At 47.5% G+C, this 15,346-nt stretch carries 12 protein-coding genes and 1 tRNA gene; 6 read left to right on the forward strand and 7 right to left on the reverse strand.

Annotated features, from left to right (window positions below):
* Nucleotides 1-49: 49 nt before the first annotated feature.
* Both LAT75_RS00955 and argB read right to left on the reverse strand, forming a co-directional pair.
* Nucleotides 50-1,270, reverse strand: coding sequence for an aspartate aminotransferase family protein (locus tag LAT75_RS00955; protein WP_291480739.1), 1,221 nt, complete (start codon nucleotides 1,268-1,270; stop codon nucleotides 50-52).
* Between the two features lie 9 nt (nucleotides 1,271-1,279).
* Complete coding sequence (argB, locus tag LAT75_RS00960; RefSeq protein ID WP_291480740.1) at nucleotides 1,280-2,101, reverse strand: acetylglutamate kinase; 822 nt, start codon at nucleotides 2,099-2,101, stop codon at nucleotides 1,280-1,282.
* Between the two features lie 457 nt (nucleotides 2,102-2,558).
* Here argB and LAT75_RS00965 point away from each other — a divergent pair.
* The 4 genes from LAT75_RS00965 (at nucleotide 2,559) to serA (ending at nucleotide 6,634) form a co-directional block, all read left to right on the forward strand.
* A tRNA-Gly gene (locus LAT75_RS00965) sits at nucleotides 2,559-2,631 on the forward strand.
* Nucleotides 2,632-2,766: 135 nt separating this feature from the next.
* A complete protein-coding gene (purF, locus tag LAT75_RS00970; RefSeq protein WP_291480741.1) occupies nucleotides 2,767-4,266 on the forward strand; it encodes an amidophosphoribosyltransferase in 1,500 nt (499 codons plus the stop codon).
* A gap of 21 nt (nucleotides 4,267-4,287) precedes the next feature.
* A complete protein-coding gene (yihA, locus tag LAT75_RS00975; RefSeq protein ID WP_291480742.1) occupies nucleotides 4,288-4,938 on the forward strand; it encodes a ribosome biogenesis GTP-binding protein YihA/YsxC in 651 nt (216 codons plus the stop codon).
* Between the two features lie 103 nt (nucleotides 4,939-5,041).
* On the forward strand, nucleotides 5,042-6,634 hold the full coding sequence (serA, locus tag LAT75_RS00980) for a phosphoglycerate dehydrogenase (RefSeq protein WP_291480743.1): 1,593 nt from the start codon (nucleotides 5,042-5,044) through the stop codon (nucleotides 6,632-6,634).
* Between the two features lie 203 nt (nucleotides 6,635-6,837).
* On the opposite strand, the gene LAT75_RS00985 is transcribed toward serA, so the two are convergent.
* Nucleotides 6,838-8,112: an outer membrane beta-barrel protein gene (locus LAT75_RS00985; protein WP_291480744.1), complete on the reverse strand. Its 1,275-nt coding sequence runs from the start codon at nucleotides 8,110-8,112 to the stop codon at nucleotides 6,838-6,840.
* Nucleotides 8,113-8,236: 124 nt separating this feature from the next.
* Between LAT75_RS00985 and LAT75_RS00990 the strand changes: the two genes are divergently transcribed.
* Both LAT75_RS00990 and LAT75_RS00995 read left to right on the forward strand, forming a co-directional pair.
* Nucleotides 8,237-9,616, forward strand: a complete 1,380-nt coding sequence (locus LAT75_RS00990; RefSeq protein WP_291480745.1) for an aldehyde dehydrogenase family protein — start codon at nucleotides 8,237-8,239, stop codon at nucleotides 9,614-9,616.
* A 60-nt stretch (nucleotides 9,617-9,676) separates the two neighbouring features.
* A complete protein-coding gene (locus LAT75_RS00995) occupies nucleotides 9,677-10,240 on the forward strand; it encodes a hypothetical protein (RefSeq protein WP_291480746.1) in 564 nt (187 codons plus the stop codon).
* Between the two features lie 61 nt (nucleotides 10,241-10,301).
* Here the strand turns inward: LAT75_RS00995 and LAT75_RS01000 are convergent, their stop codons facing one another.
* The 4 genes from LAT75_RS01000 to LAT75_RS01015 form a co-directional block, all read right to left on the reverse strand.
* Complete coding sequence (locus LAT75_RS01000) at nucleotides 10,302-11,357, reverse strand: NAD-dependent epimerase (protein ID WP_291480747.1); 1,056 nt, start codon at nucleotides 11,355-11,357, stop codon at nucleotides 10,302-10,304.
* 29 nt (nucleotides 11,358-11,386) lie between these two features.
* Nucleotides 11,387-13,162: a nucleoside-diphosphate sugar epimerase/dehydratase gene (locus LAT75_RS01005; protein WP_291480748.1), complete on the reverse strand. Its 1,776-nt coding sequence runs from the start codon at nucleotides 13,160-13,162 to the stop codon at nucleotides 11,387-11,389.
* Nucleotides 13,163-13,536: 374 nt separating this feature from the next.
* Nucleotides 13,537-14,817, reverse strand: coding sequence for a hypothetical protein (locus LAT75_RS01010; RefSeq protein ID WP_291480749.1), 1,281 nt, complete (start codon nucleotides 14,815-14,817; stop codon nucleotides 13,537-13,539).
* Nucleotides 14,818-14,860: 43 nt separating this feature from the next.
* A complete protein-coding gene (locus tag LAT75_RS01015) occupies nucleotides 14,861-15,337 on the reverse strand; it encodes an NUDIX domain-containing protein (RefSeq protein WP_291480750.1) in 477 nt (158 codons plus the stop codon).
* Nucleotides 15,338-15,346: the final 9 nt, after the last annotated feature.

A 15,346-nucleotide genomic window follows, 5' to 3' on the forward strand; every position in this document is an offset into this window, starting at 1 on the left:
GGGTGATGGGTTCTGTGGCCTGAGCCGGGTTTCGGGTATGAGCCGAAGCTCAGCTTTGCTCTGCCACAGCTTTCTCAGCCTGCACCCTGCGCTCTTCGGCAATGGACTCCACCATCACATCTACTACGGTATCAAGTTCGTCCCGGCTGATGTTGAGTGCCGGTACGAGGCGCACCACGTTGGTGGCCGTAACGTTGGCGATCACGCCTTTTTCGAGCATGCGAAGCGCAACGCCGGCGCCCTCAAAGCTGAGCTGCACGCCGGTCATCAGGCCCATGCCGCGCACCTCGCTGATGCCCGGTTCGCCGGGCATTTCCATGCGGATGCGCTCCCGCAGCCATTGGCCATTTTCATGTGCCATTCTGAGCATGTGCTCATCAAAAATGGCATCGATCGTTGCGAGACCAGCACTACAGGCCAGCGGGTTACCACCAAAAGTAGTGCCGTGCTTGCCGTACTCGATTACGTTGGCCACATCTTCGGTTGCGATAAATGCACCAATCGGAAATCCGCCGCCCAGGCCTTTGGCCATGCAGACCACATCGGGCACGATGCCGTAATGCTCGTACGCAAAAAACTTACCGGTCCGACCGATACCGCACTGAATCTCATCAAAAATGAGCAGCACCTTATACTCGTAGCAAAGGGCGCTCAGCTTATTGATGAACTCCTTGTTTGCGACATGAATACCGCCTTCCCCCTGAATGGGTTCAAGAAATACGGCCACGGTTTCGTCGTTAATCACAGCTTCAGCCGCCGAAATATCGTTGAACGGAATTTGGGTGAAGCCCGGCAGCATGGGCTCGAATCCCTGCTGATACTTGGGCTGACCCATCGCAAGGGCGCCAAGCGTACGGCCGTGAAAAGCCCCGTTAAAAGAGATGATGTCGCCCTTTTTGCCCATTTTATTGGCGTACCGTTTGGCCAGTTTGAGGGCGCCTTCGATGGCTTCAGTGCCGCTGTTGCAGAAAAAGACGCGGTCGTGATTGCTCAGCCCTACCAGCTTTTCGGCGAGCTTTACCTGTTGCGGGGTTGTAAAGAAATTTGAGGTGTGAATGAGTTGCGCTGCCTGCAGCTGAATGGCTTCAACTACAGCCGGGTGGCAGTGCCCCACATTATTAACCGCAATTCCGGCGAGGGCATCGATATAGGATTTGTTTTCGGTATCCCAAACGCGGGAGCCTTCTCCCTTCACCAGGGTTACCGGATACCGCTTGTAAGTTTTGAAATGAACTTCGTTATCAATCGCGTGATGTGATTTTGCAGACATAAATTAAAATCAGGTTAAGGTGATGCGTGTGCCGGAAGCAGCCCCGCCCTGCAGCCGGGCGGCAAACTGAGCGGGTTTGGTACCGTTGATGATGTGGGCTTCACCGGCACCGTTTTCCAGTGCAAATATAACAGATTCGAGCTTGGGCAGCATGCCGCCGCTCGCTTTGGTTGCGCAAAATTTCTTCAGCTCCCCTAAGGAAATAGCGTCGATGCGGGATGCCGGATCGGGCCAGTTTTCATAGAGGCCGTCCACATCGGTCAGGCTGATGTAAGCCTTTGCCCGCAATGCCGCAGCCACCGCGCCGGCCATTGCATCGGCATTGATGTTGTAGTCGAGGCCGTCATCCCCCTGCGCAACCGGCGACAGTACCGGAAGGTAATTTGCCCCAAGCAGGGCCTGTACAAGAGCGGGATCGAACCGGATGATGTCGCCAACCTGCCCCAAATCGGTTTCGGTGCGGGAGCCGTCGGCAGAGGCAGCAAGGTGGTAACGACGCTTCACTTCGGCCATGCGGCCGTCTTTCGCAGACAGGCCGACCGCACGCACTCCTTGGTTGTTGAGCTGGCTTACAAGGCTGCCGTTAACTTCGCCTCGCAGGGCAAGCTGCACGTAATACATGGCTTCAGCGGTCGTTTTCCGATGGCCGCCAATAAACTCACTCTCCACCTTTCCCAGGCTGAGCAGCTTCTTGATTTCAGGTCCGCCGCCGTGTACAAGCACCATCTTTTCACCTTTATTATGAAGGCGGGCTACCTCAGCCAGCAACTCTTCCCTGATTCCGGCATCAGTCATAGCATTGCCGCCATATTTTATGACGTAAATATTCATATCAGCGCGCTCATTATCAAATTGAAAGTACCGCTAAACCAGTATGTTACTATTTATTATAGCCTTATATTTTAATTAGGCATCTTTTCAAGGTACTGTTTATCATACTCAGATGCGATTTTTTTTAGATTGCTTTACAGGCTGATGCATTCTGAATCAAGTGTAAGTTCATATCTCTCTCAAACTGTGTGTTTGTCGGCGCTCCAGGGATTTTGGGCTTTTGGTTTACATTTCAGAAATACAACAGCCGCTCATTTTCCCGGCTGTGGCTATAGAAATCCATCTGGTACAAACCGGATTAGCAATCAGTCTGTCTCTTTTCTGAACTATTTCAACTTTCTTAAAATCAGGATTTTAGGAATCCGGAAGAAGCGATTTGGCCTCATTCAAAAAAAATCGGAAAAGATATTGCGCAGAGGGCTGAAAGGTGCTTATATTTAAGCCTATCAAAAAGTAAGCGAGAATAGCTCAGCTGGTAGAGCACAACCTTGCCAAGGTTGGGGTCGCGGGTTCGAGTCCCGTTTCTCGCTCATACAAAAGCGAATCTGCACTAAAGCAGGTTCGCTTTTTTTTTGCCTTCAAATCCCTGACTTCAAAAAGAATGGCGTTTCTATTATCCGTATATTTAAGGCTTGCAACTTTCATCCCGAACCCAACAAGCTGATATGTCGGATAAACCACACGATTACTGCGGAATTTTCGGTATTTATAACCATCCGGAAGCCGCTGTAATGGCCTACTACGGCCTGCATGCGCTTCAGCACAGAGGGCAGGAATCAGCAGGAATTGTCAGCTCTGTATTTGATGAAGCCCGCGGGCAAAACATCATGCCGATGCACAAAGATTTCGGCCTGGTACTAAATGTGTTTGAAGACAAACGCATCTTCACAGATAAACTCAAAGGGTGTAAGGCGATAGGGCATAACCGCTACTCCACGTCGGGTTCATCCAATAATCCGGCGAATATTCAGCCATTTAGGGTGCATTACCGAAAAGGTAACCTGGCACTTGCGCATAACGGTAACCTCACCAATGCGCCATCCCTGCGGCAGCGCTTCATAAATGAAGGGATACTTTTCCAAAGCACTTCCGATACCGAGCTGATTCTGCATCTGATTTCGCACAGCCTCAAAACCGGTCAGTTCGAGCAGATCATGGATGCCCTGAGACAGATTGAAGGTGCCTACTGCCTGGTTATCCAGACCGATGACGCGCTTATTGCCGTTCGTGACCCCAACGGATTTCGTCCGCTGGCCCTCGGCAGGCTTGGCGACAGCTTTGTGGTAGCAAGCGAAACCTGTGCTTTTGATATTATCGGGGCCGAATACATCCGAGATATCGAGCCCGGTGAAGTGCTTGTAATCGACGACAACGCAACTTCCTCGGGTGAGCCGGCCTCCTACACCTTACCACGGAAACCCGGCACCGATACAGCCGGCTGTGTTTTTGAGTACGTTTACTTTTCCCGGCCCGACAGCCGGATCTTCGGCGAAAATGTGGATAAGGTGAGGCGGCAGATCGGCAAACACCTTGCCCGGGAGCACCGCATTCCGGATATCGTAAAGTCAACTTCCGACAAAAAGCCCATCGTAATATCTGTACCCGACAGCAGCAACACTGCCGCCCTCGGCTACGCGGGTGAAAGCCGCAAACTCGGATATGACTGCAAATTCGAAATTGGCCTGATCCGCAACCACTATGTAGGCCGTACCTTTATTGCGCCGGGACAGGAGTCACGTCAGTTCAAGGTCCGTACAAAATTCAACCCTGTCCGTGGTGTGATTGAAGACCGCATCGTATTGATTGTGGATGATTCCATCGTAAGGGGCACTACAAGCCGCATGCTGATCGATATGATCCGGAAGTGCAACCCGAAGGAAATTCACTTTCTTGTGAGCTCACCGCCCATCATTGAGCCTTGTTTTTACGGGATGGATTTTCCGAGTCCGGAAGAACTGATTGCCAACAAATTTGACCGGAACATCGACCGGATTGCAGCAGAACTCGGTGTTGACAGCCTCCATTATCTATCCCCGAAAGGCCTCATTGAAGCCGTTAAGGAAGCAAACGAAGGCAACCTCAATTATTGCAGCGCCTGTTTTACGGGCCGGTACCCGGTTCCGGTAGAAACCCAAATGGGGAAAGAAGCCAACGAGCTGGTTTAGAAACCGCTCCCAAAAACCACTATGAGTCAATTCAGCAAAGACACGCCAGCAGAGCAAACGGGAAAAACACCCTTCATCAAACAGGCTGAATTCGTGCTGTCTGCACCGAAAATCAGCTTTTGTCCCGACGACAAGCTGCCGGAGTTTTGCCTTGCCGGTCGTTCTAATGTGGGGAAATCATCCATCGTTAACGCGCTCACCAACCAAAACAAACTGGCCAAAACGAGTAACGTGCCCGGCAAAACCCGTGAAATGAATTATTTCCGGATGAACAACAGCTGGTACCTTGTGGATCTGCCCGGTTACGGTTATGCCAAGGTTTCCAAGAAAGAGCAGACCCGATGGAGCAAGGCCATGACCGAATACCTGGTTAAGCGTGAAGAGCTGCGGCTGGTGCTCATCATCCTTGATATCAGGCACAAGCCGCACGATTCCGATCTGGAATTTATGTACTGGCTGGCCGATAACGGCATCCCGTTTGCAAATGTCTTTAATAAAAAGGACAAAATCGGCAAGACACAGGCACAGGAAGCGCTGGCCGCGCTGTACCGGCTGCATCAGGAAATCAACATTGAAGTACCCGTAGTGAGCATTTCAGCCGAAAAAAAAGATGGTCTGAATGAACTCGAAACGCTGTTTGCGGATTTCATGGATGAATCTGAAGCCGGTTAGCCCTTCTCACTGATTGCCGTGCGCACAGCTTTCTGAATTATTTTTAACCAAAACCGGCGCAGCGACAGCCGGAAGATAAATCATTACACCAACAAGCCAAGCTATGAGTGAAAAACTGAAAGTACTATTACTCGATAATATTGACCCCGTAAGCGCTGAAATTCTGGCGGAACGCGGAATTAAGGGTGAGCTTTATTCAAAGCTTACCCCTGAAGAACTTAAAACCCACATTAAAGATGCCGTCGGCATTGTAGTTCGCAGTGCCACACAGGTTGACGAAGCCCTCCTCGCCAAAGCACCGAACCTTAAAGTAGTTGGCCGGGCCGGTGTAGGTGTTGATAATATTGATATCGATGCTGCTACCCGTCGGGGCGTACTGGTGATGAATACCCCTGACGGCAATACGATTTCAACAGCTGAACACACCTGCGGCCTGATTTTGTCACTGGTGCGCAACATCCCGAATGCGGTAGCATCGTTAAAGGCCGGCCGCTGGGACCGCAAGAAATACCTTGGCACAGAAGTGCACGGAAAAACGCTGGGTGTAGTAGGGCTGGGCAAGATCGGTTCCGGTGTAGCACAGCGCATGCTATCCTTTGGGATGCACGTAGTTGGTTTCGACCCTTACATGACCAACGAGCGAGCGCGTGAGCTGGGAATCAAACTCGTTGATATGGATGAGTTGTTTGCAAGCTCAGACATTATTACGGTGCATACTCCGCTTACCGAAAAAACACGCAACCTTATATCGAAAGAGCAGTCATCAAAACTCAAGAAAGGTGTAAAGCTGGTTAACTGCGCGCGCGGCGGTATTTTTAATGAAGCTGACCTGCTTGACATGCTAAATGACGGCACTGTTTCAGAACTTGCGCTTGATGTGTACAGCAGCGAACCGCCAACAGAAGATATGCGCGCCCTGCTGGAGCACCCTCATGTGGTTTGTACGCCTCACCTTGGGGCTTCAACTGAAGAAGCTCAGGAGAAAGTTGCGGTGCAGATTGCTCATCAACTGGCTGATGCACTCGAACTTAAGGATTTTAAAGGCAGCATCAACGGAAAGTCAATCGCATTATCTACGAATGCTGAACTTCAGCCTTACCTTAAACTCGCTGAGCAGATGGGCCGCTTCTGCATTCAGCTTGCAGGCTGGAATGTGAAAGAGCTTACCATAGAATACACCGGAAAGTGCGGCAGCCATGCTGAAGTCCTCACGGACGCTTTTCTGGCCGGCTACCTTCACCAAATTGATGAAGCCCCTGTAAACCTCATTAACGCCCGTTATCTGGCAGACGGCAAGGGGATCAGGATTCGCGAAATAAAAGAGAGCTCGTCAGGTACCTTCTCAGAACTGATGACGGTGCATATTGGCGGAGCAGAAGCCTTCAGCCGCGTATCAGGTGCTGTGTTTGGAGATACGGATTTCCGGGTCGTGGGCATTAACAGCCTGCAGATCGAAGTTCAGCTGCACGGCAATCTCATTATTTATAAAAACGTGGATAAGCCGGGTATGCTTGCTGCGGTTAGTTCAAAACTTGCACAGGAAGACATCAATATCGCCTCCCTGAGCCTTGGCAGAAATCCCGCTAACATGCGCGCTGTAACAGCCATCGCAATTGACAAACCTGCAGATAAACAAACGCTCGAAGATATTGCCGCCATTGACGGCGTCGAGTATCTTACATCCTTATCGCTCTAAGACTCAAACCAATTCAAAAAAAAAGCACTTCGGGATTACCGGAGTGCTTTTTTGTTTGCCGTGTTCAGCTGTGTTAATTATTCAAAGCTCTTTAGAAGGGCTGAATCGGATATAGTATAGAAAGATTTTTAAAAACTAAAGCCCTCCTGTAATCTCAGGAGGGCTTAAAAGCTCGGATATGCTTGTGTTAATTTGAAGAAACCTTAGTTTGTTCTTCTGATGTCCTGGTATTGTGAGCTGAGGTGAGCCGGGCGCGGGAATGTGACAACGAATGCATCACTGAAGGTACCTTGCGCAGTTCTAAGCACGTTGGCTGTTTCAGGGAAACGGTTGAAAACACCTACACGCACTTCGTAGAACTGACGTCTCTGTGTTATGAGAACCATCTGAGCCGGGTTATCAACAACACCCTGCAACTGAGAAATCATGGTTTGCCTTACGCGCTGAGCCTGCTCGAGTGTCAGACCAGCAAAGACCTGAACATAATGCCCATCAGCAAGAACCTGTGTAAGACCACGCTCATCAACAGTCATGGTTGTGCGTGTATCACGCTCTCTTTCACGGTCACGCATGGTTTGCTCCATTTCAGCAAATTTTCTCTCAAGCTCTCCGATACGGCCTTCATGATTGTCGGCACGACCTTCAAGAGCTGACGTTCTGGCTTCAATACCGCTCATATCTTCACCTTGTGCTGCAAGCTGACGCTCAAGGTCGTCCATGCGGGTATGAAGTGCCATCAAACGGTTAAAATCATCTTCATAGAGATCCATTGGGGCAGGTCTCCATGACATGTGGAGTGCCTCACGCTGGCCAAAGTGGAAACGAAGACCTCCGAACAAAGAACCATAGGTAACTGTTTTTTTATCGATGTTAGGATTGGTTCTGAGAGTATTGGCAACAACGTTATCTGGTGTGATGCGGAAATCGTACTGCGCAAATAAATCGATTCCGTTAGAAACACGGAAATTAAATCCGGCACCGGCTAAAGCTACAAGCTGAAACCCGGTATCAGAAAAAGTCATGTTAGATTGCGTGTTTACGCGTTCGTAGTCAAAATAATACAAGCCTGCACCAAGTGTAATGTATGGAGCTACATTTGGCGAGATTCTGTTTAAACCCAGAATATGATTCAGGTTGTAGTTAGTTCTGAAAGAAAAGTCCAGAACTGTGCTTTCGTATTCATTTAATGCTGCCGAACCATTTTCAAACTGCATATATTGAGTTAGGAATTCGAAACTAAATGCAGGTGTAAGTGCATACATTAAACTGGCGCCGAATAAAGCTTTATTTTGGTTGTCAACTTCGACACTACCAATAGGGCCAAGCCGGAATACATCATTTGTCAACGTAGTTCCGCCGAACACTGAGATTGAAAGCCGTCTTTCTTCGTCATGATTTTGAGCACTTACGTCGCCGGCTGTAAATCCGGCGATCAAAAATGAAGCCAAAACAGAAATGATAAGTATTTTTGATTTCATAGTAATATATAGTTTAGTTTACGAGCTTTGGATACCCATAAATATACTTTATTCGTGAAGCAATTGAAAATTTAGCTGCAAGTTATTTTTATCAGCGAAGCCACTTTTTTATTCTTCTATCAACATGAAAATACAAACGTTAGCTCCCCCTTTAATCGTTCCGAAACGACTCACTGTTCTAAAAGCACTGCAGAGTGCTGTTATAAATGCAAAAACAGCGATATGTGAGGGCTTGTATCAGGACCTTGGCAAACCGCCTGAAGAAGCTGAAGTTACTGAAATTATACCGGTTATATCTGAACTTAGGCATATCCGCAAACATCTGAAAGAGTGGAGCAGCCCAAAGCCCGTAAACCGAACTTTGCTTCATTTCACAGCCAAAGCTTATGTACACTATCAGCCAAAAGGGCGTGTCCTGATATTGTCACCCTGGAACTACCCCTTTAATCTTGTAATGAGCCCGCTGGCTTCTGCTATTGGCGCCGGCAACCAGGTTGTCATTAAACCTTCGGAGTTTACACCAAATACAAACAAGGTTATCCGCCATATTTTGGAAGAGTGTCTTCCTGAAGGTTTGTGCACCTTAAAGGAAGGAGACGCCCGTTTTGCTGCCGGCTTAACCTCTGAGCCCTGGGATCACATCTTCTTCACAGGCAGCCCCGCAATCGGGAAAAAAGTAATGAAAGCTGCTGCTGAAAACCTGGTTCCGGTTACGCTTGAACTTGGCGGCAAATCACCCTGCATCGTTACCCGCCACGCAGATGTAGAAAAAGCAGCAAGGCGCATTGCCTGGGGCAAATATATTAATTGCGGACAAACCTGTATAGCTCCTGATTACGTGATGGTTCATGAAAACATACGTGTTCGTTTTCATGAGTTGCTTGAACAGGAAATAAAAAAACGTTTCCCGCTCGCCTGTGAAGGTAAACCCACAGATACTGGATACGGAAAACTGATCCACCGGCATCATTTTAACCGATTGCAGGCCCTGCTACAAGATGCGCTATCACAAAACGGAAAGCTACTGTTCCCTCAATACTCTGACGAAAACGAGCTTTTTTTCGGTCCAGCCGTACTCGAAATGAACAAGGAGGCCAATCAGGCACTGGTAATGCAGGATGAAATTTTCGGGCCGGTCTTACCTGTGCTTAGCTACAGTGATGATGATGAAATTTTTGATCAGCTTTCACGCAATCCAAAACCGCTTGCCGCCTACATCTTTTCAGCCAATAACAAAGAAATCCGTTTTTGGCGTGATCGTATTCGTACCGGAGGTTTTGTTGCCAACGACATCCTCAGTCATTTTGCTCACAATAACCTGCCGTTTGGCGGAAATGGGAGCAGCGGACACGGACGCTCACACGGTTTTTTCGGATTCAGAGAGTTTTCTAATGAAATGGCAGTAATGGAAAGCGGGCCGGGCCCCTCAGGTGCGGAACTTGTAGGCGCACCTTACACCGATTTGAAGCGGAAAATTATTGATGCAGCCCTTAAATTAGTCTGATGCATATATCAAAAAAATGTTATGTTTTTATCTGAATTGAATAACAAAACCAAAGCAGTATTGTCATTTTCAATACTGCTTTTTCTGTTCACTTTCCCCGTAAAATTATCTGCACAGAGTTTACTAAAAGCTGAGCCTTACATATCGGCTATTGCTGATACCCTTGAATCAATAGTTCCGCAATCAACAGCCCCTTCGCTGCCTGTAAGCGACTCCAACAGGATTTTGCGGGAAATCACCGAACTTGGTACACTGCTTGAAGGCAGGCTTACACGTACTGAAGATTTATTAGTTGACCGTGTTGGAGCTGTTGATCAGCGGCTCACAGGCGTTGAAAACCGAACCAACGAAACCTATCTGAGCATCAGCAGTTTTGAACAGCAGTTTTGGTACATTATTCTGGCACTGCTGTTTTTGTCGCTTGTAACAGTGCTTTCTATCCTGATACTCACTTTTAAATTTATTGAGCCCATGAAGAAAGAAAATAAAATGCTCAATGACAGCTTCATTAGATTGCAAACTGAAATACCAAAAAACAGCGACAATATCCATCAGGCTCTTAAAGATCTCGCAAAAGACGACCCATACATTGCTCAGATCCTTAAGAAAAATAATCTGCTATAAACAAAACAGGCGTACTGATTTATAATCCGTACGCCTGTTTATATTTATAGGGTACAGCGAACTACAAACTAACTTTGTAATAATCTTTGTACCACTCAATGAAGTTTTTAATACCCTGCTCAACGGTAATTTTAGGCCTGTAATCCGTATAATCGAACAAAGCTTCAACATCAGCCCAGGTTTTGGGAACATCTCCGGGCTGAATATCCATCATATTCTTTTTGGCTTCTTTTCCGAGATTTTTTTCAATTTCGCGAATAAAATCCATCAGCTTTACAGGATTGCTGTTTCCTATATTAAAAATCTGATAGGGTGCAAAGCTTGTTGCGGGGTCCGGCTTGTCGCCCGACCAGGTACTGCTAGCAACCGGTGGCTTAGGCACAAGCCTGCGGATACTTTCAACAATATCATCAACATAGGTGAAATCACGCATCATTTCGCCGTGGTTAAATACGTCGATAGGCTTATCTTCAGTGATGGCCTTGGTAAACAGAAAAAGCGCCATATCAGGGCGCCCCCACGGACCGTAAACAGTGAAAAAACGAAGCCCGGTTGAAGGTATATTGAAAAGATTCGCGTAAGTATGTGCCATCAGTTCATTAGCCTTTTTGGATGTGGCATACAAACTCACGGGGTGATCAACATTGTGATTTACAGAAAACGGCATTTTTGTATTCGCCCCGTAAACTGAGCTTGATGAAGCATAAATCAAATGCTTTACGGGATAATGACGACATCCTTCGAGAATATTCAGAAAACCGGTTATGTTGGCATCAATGTATGTATGCGGGTTAATAAGGCTGTATCTCACGCCAGCCTGAGCCGCAAGGTTTATAACAACATCAAATCTTTCTTTTTTGAAAAGCTCAAGTATCCCGTCTTTGTTTTCAAGACCAAGCTTTACAAAGCGATACCCGGGTAAGCTGCTCTCCACCGGCTCTCCGTCACGGATTTCTTCAATATTTATGCCTGTTTCCCGGAGTCTGTTATATTTAAGATTTATATCATAATAATCGTTGATATTATCTATACCTATAACTTCATGTCCGTCCTGCAGAAGCAGTTTAACAAGGTGGAAACCGATAAAACCGGCTGTACCGGTTATCATAACTTTCATAATAGTTTTTTTAGATTACGATTTTACTTTTAATTGACTTTTCCCTCTCCATTGAGCTTATAGCCCGAATAGTTAGGAATCATTTCATAAAAACATTTGCGGATAGTGGTTCCGTCGCCGGCCAATGCTGCCTCGTGTAAACGAACAAGCATCTCTTCCAGATTATCTATACCCACCTTGCTTTTTCTGGAAACCATAATTTTCTTGTATTTGGAACTCTCCGTTCCCTCTTCTGCAGTAAGCAGCTCTTCAAAAAGCTTCTCGCCGGGGCGCATACCCGTGTATTCAATCTGTATATCCTTCCCCGGTATCAAGCCTGAGAGTTGAATCAGATCCCGTGCAAGATCTGATATTTTAACCGGTTTGCCCATATCAAGCACATAAACGGCTCCGTTATTTTCCATTCCTCCGGCCTGCAGAACAAGCTGGGAAGCTTCCGGTATTGTCATGAAGTAACGGTTCATTTCAGGATGCGTTACGGTTACAGGACCGCCGTTCTGAATCTGATCCTTAAATATCGGGATAACGCTGCCACGGCTGCCAAGCACATTTCCGAAGCGAACTGATACAAATACCTGATTTTTACCTGCTTTCGTTGCTCCCCATTCCACAACATACTCTGCTGCACGCTTCGAAGCACCCATTACTGAAGTCGGGTTTACGGCTTTATCGGTTGATACATTAACGAAGCGCTCAACTTTCCATTCATGGGCAAGTTCGACCAGGTTTTTTGTGCCGAAGATGTTGTTGAATACCGCTTGTTCCGGGTTATCCTCCATGAGCGGTACATGCTTGTGCGCAGCTGCATGAAAAAGAATTTCCGGCTTATGACGCTCAAAAATGCGTGCCAGTGATTCCTTATCACGCACATCAGTGATGTAGGCGAAATACTCAATATTTTTATACTGACGGTTAAGCTCAAGCTGAAGCTGATAAATACTGTTTTCACCCCTGCCTACAAGCAGAATTCTGGCCGGGGAAAAGTTACAAACCTGCCGCACAATTTCGGAACCTATTGACCCGCCAGCCCCGGTTACAAGCACCGTTTTGCCGGTTAGGTAGCTTGATATTTCGTCGGTATTCAGGTTGATGGGATCGCGCTGAAGCAAATCTTCTACATCTACTTCCCGAATCTGTGAAACCGATACACTCATGTTTGCAAGATCGGCCAGCCTGGGCAGAATCCTGTGTTTAACCTTTAGCTGAATGGTTTTTTTCAGGATTTCACGAACAGCATCCGGATTTGAAGGGATTGCAATGAGCACAATATCTACATTCTGCGATTTTACTACTTCACCGATATCCTGCGTAGTACCGAAAACTTTTAAACCTACAAATGTCTGCCGAAGCTTGGCGGGGTCGTCATCCAGAAAACCAACAGGTGCCATGTTGGCATCTGCGTCTTTTCGAAGTTCTTTTGCCATCGTTGTACCGGCACTTCCCGCACCAACAATCAAAACCCGTTTATTTTTTTTGGTGTTGTTTGGGTTAACTAAGTGAGCATTTTCGGTAATCACGCGTGCAAGCATCCGAAATGCGCCAAGTGCAATAATCGAAAGTACCATATCAATCAGCACAACTCCGAAAGGTACTGCAAACACCGAAACTGACCTCATATACAAAACGGCTGCGAGTGTAATTGCTGCTGAGAAGAGGGTGATCAGAATTACCTGAAACAAATCGAACACAGAAACATTGTGCCAGGATTGTTTATAGATTTTAATTACCAAAAGGGATACAAGCTTCGAAACAGATGCTATAGCCGTATAAACAAACAACAGCTCCCAGGCGTCAATATGCCCCATTCTTACAAATACCGCGAGAGGAGCACACAATAGGAAAATTAAATAGTCAAGTCCGATTTTTATAAAGTACCGTTTCCTGCTGCTCACAAGCAGATCTGCTTTGAGATTTTCTATTTTAAATAATTCTGTAAGGTTTTTTTTCATGTAGGAGGTCTATATGAAACTTAGGTGACGCCGTAAATTGTACAGCGTTACAAATTAAGAAATTTTGGGAAGCTTAGCGGAAACAATTTCAGCAGTTTCAGACATTACTTTACCCAATACGAAGCTGTCTGTATATGCAGTAAACCCTGCGCACCTGCGGTATTGATATCCGTCTGTGATTTCAGTAAACCTGTGTTACGTACCTGATCTTGCTGTCACGTTTTTTTGTTTTAAAAGCCGATTACTGCTCCAAAACTGACTATCCCCCGCAGTTTCAGGGGGTCTTCACCCGGTTCAGGGGAGGAAAGCCAAACGGGCAGATCACAGCGAAGTACAAAGCCTCTTGGCCGGCCAAGCTGATCGGGAATGTTGAGTGATAATGCAAAACCGGCGCCTGCATCAGCGAGATTTTCGGTTCTGTCATCCGAATAACGGGCTCCGCTGAATACATCCGTAAAAAGATACGAACGCAGCCTCAGGAAATCTCCCAATATCGGGATGCTCTCAAAGATGCGGTCAATCGGGTTGGGATAGTCGATTTCAGCGTTTATTGCAGTATAAGCTTCATAAAATACCGGCGTTCCGTTTCTGGCATTACGCGCATCGCGGCCTGCATACCCTCTGATGTTGGCTGCATTTCCGGTGAGCTGAAAAGCACCCGATTCCATCCAGGGTACCGGTATGGTTCCTTTGGCCCGGAAAAACCCGGAGTTCATCCAGCTGAATGCTGTTGCCTGAGAAGCGAGGTACCGTTGCTCGGGTGGCACCTCACCAGCTGCATACCCTCCGGAAACCCGGAGCCGGATGTTAAACTGCCTGCTGAGCGCTATGCTTTTCCTGACCTCGGCCTGAAGACTGCTGAATAAATCCTCCCCGTCAGCCAGGCCTGTGAATGCGGAAGCTCTGTAGTAAAGAAAACCTGCTTCTGTAGCCTGCTGCCGCTGCGCACTCATCGCGAGATGGGGGGTCCAGCCATCCTGCCAGAGCGCCGGAAACACCAGGTATTCATCATCAAAATGCCGATAAACACCGCCAAAAGCTGCGAATTGCGTGAATTCATCTTCGTTAAAACCCGGCTGCCAGCGTTTGTCGAAACCAAGGCCATGCCGGTGAAACCCTGCACGAATGCTGCTTAGCAGGCTGTAGCTCCCCTCGCTGTTGAAATCAGAAATCGATGCTATCGGATTGGTGTACTTAATATAATAGGAAACCGGGGTATCAGGCAGCCATGTACCCAGCCAAAGACCGGTATCGAGGCGGTGCGGGCCGTCATCAAATGTTCCGGGAACCTGCCCCCTCATCCTTACGCCGAGCCGGATGCCATCCACGTCGTTATACCAAAAATCAGGTGCAAAACGCAGTTCGTAAGGTTTTTCGGTGAACGATTGTGCGTAGCTGCGGCTGTTTCCACCAAGCAGAAGCACAACGGTAAGAATTGCTGCTGCGAGATAACAAAAAAACATCTGTGTGCGGGAGGCCGGGCGGAAAGAAAAATCCGTATGCTGCTTCATAGTGCTGTATTGTAAAACCGGTGAATATCACCGTGCCGTCGGTTCAAGGTCGTGATAAAATCCATTCGTTGGGTAAAGAATCCTGATGAAGAAGGATACGCTCAATAAGCCGTATTAACCGCTGCTGTTCCGGCCAGGCGGTCAGCTTTGCGGCTTCTGCGGCTGTAAACCAGCCATAACTGTCGTGCTCATGGTTTAATACCGGTTTAGCTTCAGTTTTGCAGCTGCATGCAAAAACCGGTATATGATGCAGCATATTTCGCTCAAAATCAAAAAAAGAATTGACTGAAGGTACACACCAGAACAGTTCGGCATCAAGTGAAGTTTCTTCCTTAAACTCCCGCTGCGCCGCCGCTGCTGCGGTCTCCCCTGCCATAACCTTGCCGCCAATCATCCGCCATTGCCCCTCATAAAGCGTGCCCTTTGCCCGGCGGAACATCATAAAATGAACGGCGCCGCAACTCATCCGGTAAGGATACACGTCGATAAGTGAGGGTGCGGTGAAGCGGGTGTCTGGCATACGGTATTC

Source organism: Cyclonatronum sp., assembly GCF_022565315.1.
Classification (GTDB): domain Bacteria; phylum Bacteroidota; class Rhodothermia; order Balneolales; family Cyclonatronaceae; genus Cyclonatronum.

Bases quoted from the DNA above. Each gene is read 5' to 3' on its own strand.
- LAT75_RS00955 (WP_291480739.1), bottom strand. From the start codon at position 1,270: ATGTCTGCAAAATCACATCACGCGATTGATAACGAAGTTCATTTCAAA.
- argB (WP_291480740.1), bottom strand. From the start codon at position 2,101: ATGAATATTTACGTCATAAAATATGGCGGCAATGCTATGACTGATGCC.
- purF (WP_291480741.1), top strand. From the start codon at position 2,767: ATGTCGGATAAACCACACGATTACTGCGGAATTTTCGGTATTTATAAC.
- yihA (WP_291480742.1), top strand. From the start codon at position 4,288: ATGAGTCAATTCAGCAAAGACACGCCAGCAGAGCAAACGGGAAAAACA.
- serA (WP_291480743.1), top strand. From the start codon at position 5,042: ATGAGTGAAAAACTGAAAGTACTATTACTCGATAATATTGACCCCGTA.
- LAT75_RS00985 (WP_291480744.1), bottom strand. From the start codon at position 8,112: ATGAAATCAAAAATACTTATCATTTCTGTTTTGGCTTCATTTTTGATC.
- LAT75_RS00990 (WP_291480745.1), top strand. From the start codon at position 8,237: ATGAAAATACAAACGTTAGCTCCCCCTTTAATCGTTCCGAAACGACTC.
- LAT75_RS01000 (WP_291480747.1), bottom strand. From the start codon at position 11,357: ATGAAAGTTATGATAACCGGTACAGCCGGTTTTATCGGTTTCCACCTT.
- LAT75_RS01005 (WP_291480748.1), bottom strand. From the start codon at position 13,162: ATGGGGCATATTGACGCCTGGGAGCTGTTGTTTGTTTATACGGCTATA.
- LAT75_RS01010 (WP_291480749.1), bottom strand. From the start codon at position 14,817: ATGAAGCAGCATACGGATTTTTCTTTCCGCCCGGCCTCCCGCACACAG.
- LAT75_RS01015 (WP_291480750.1), bottom strand. From the start codon at position 15,337: ATGCCAGACACCCGCTTCACCGCACCCTCACTTATCGACGTGTATCCT.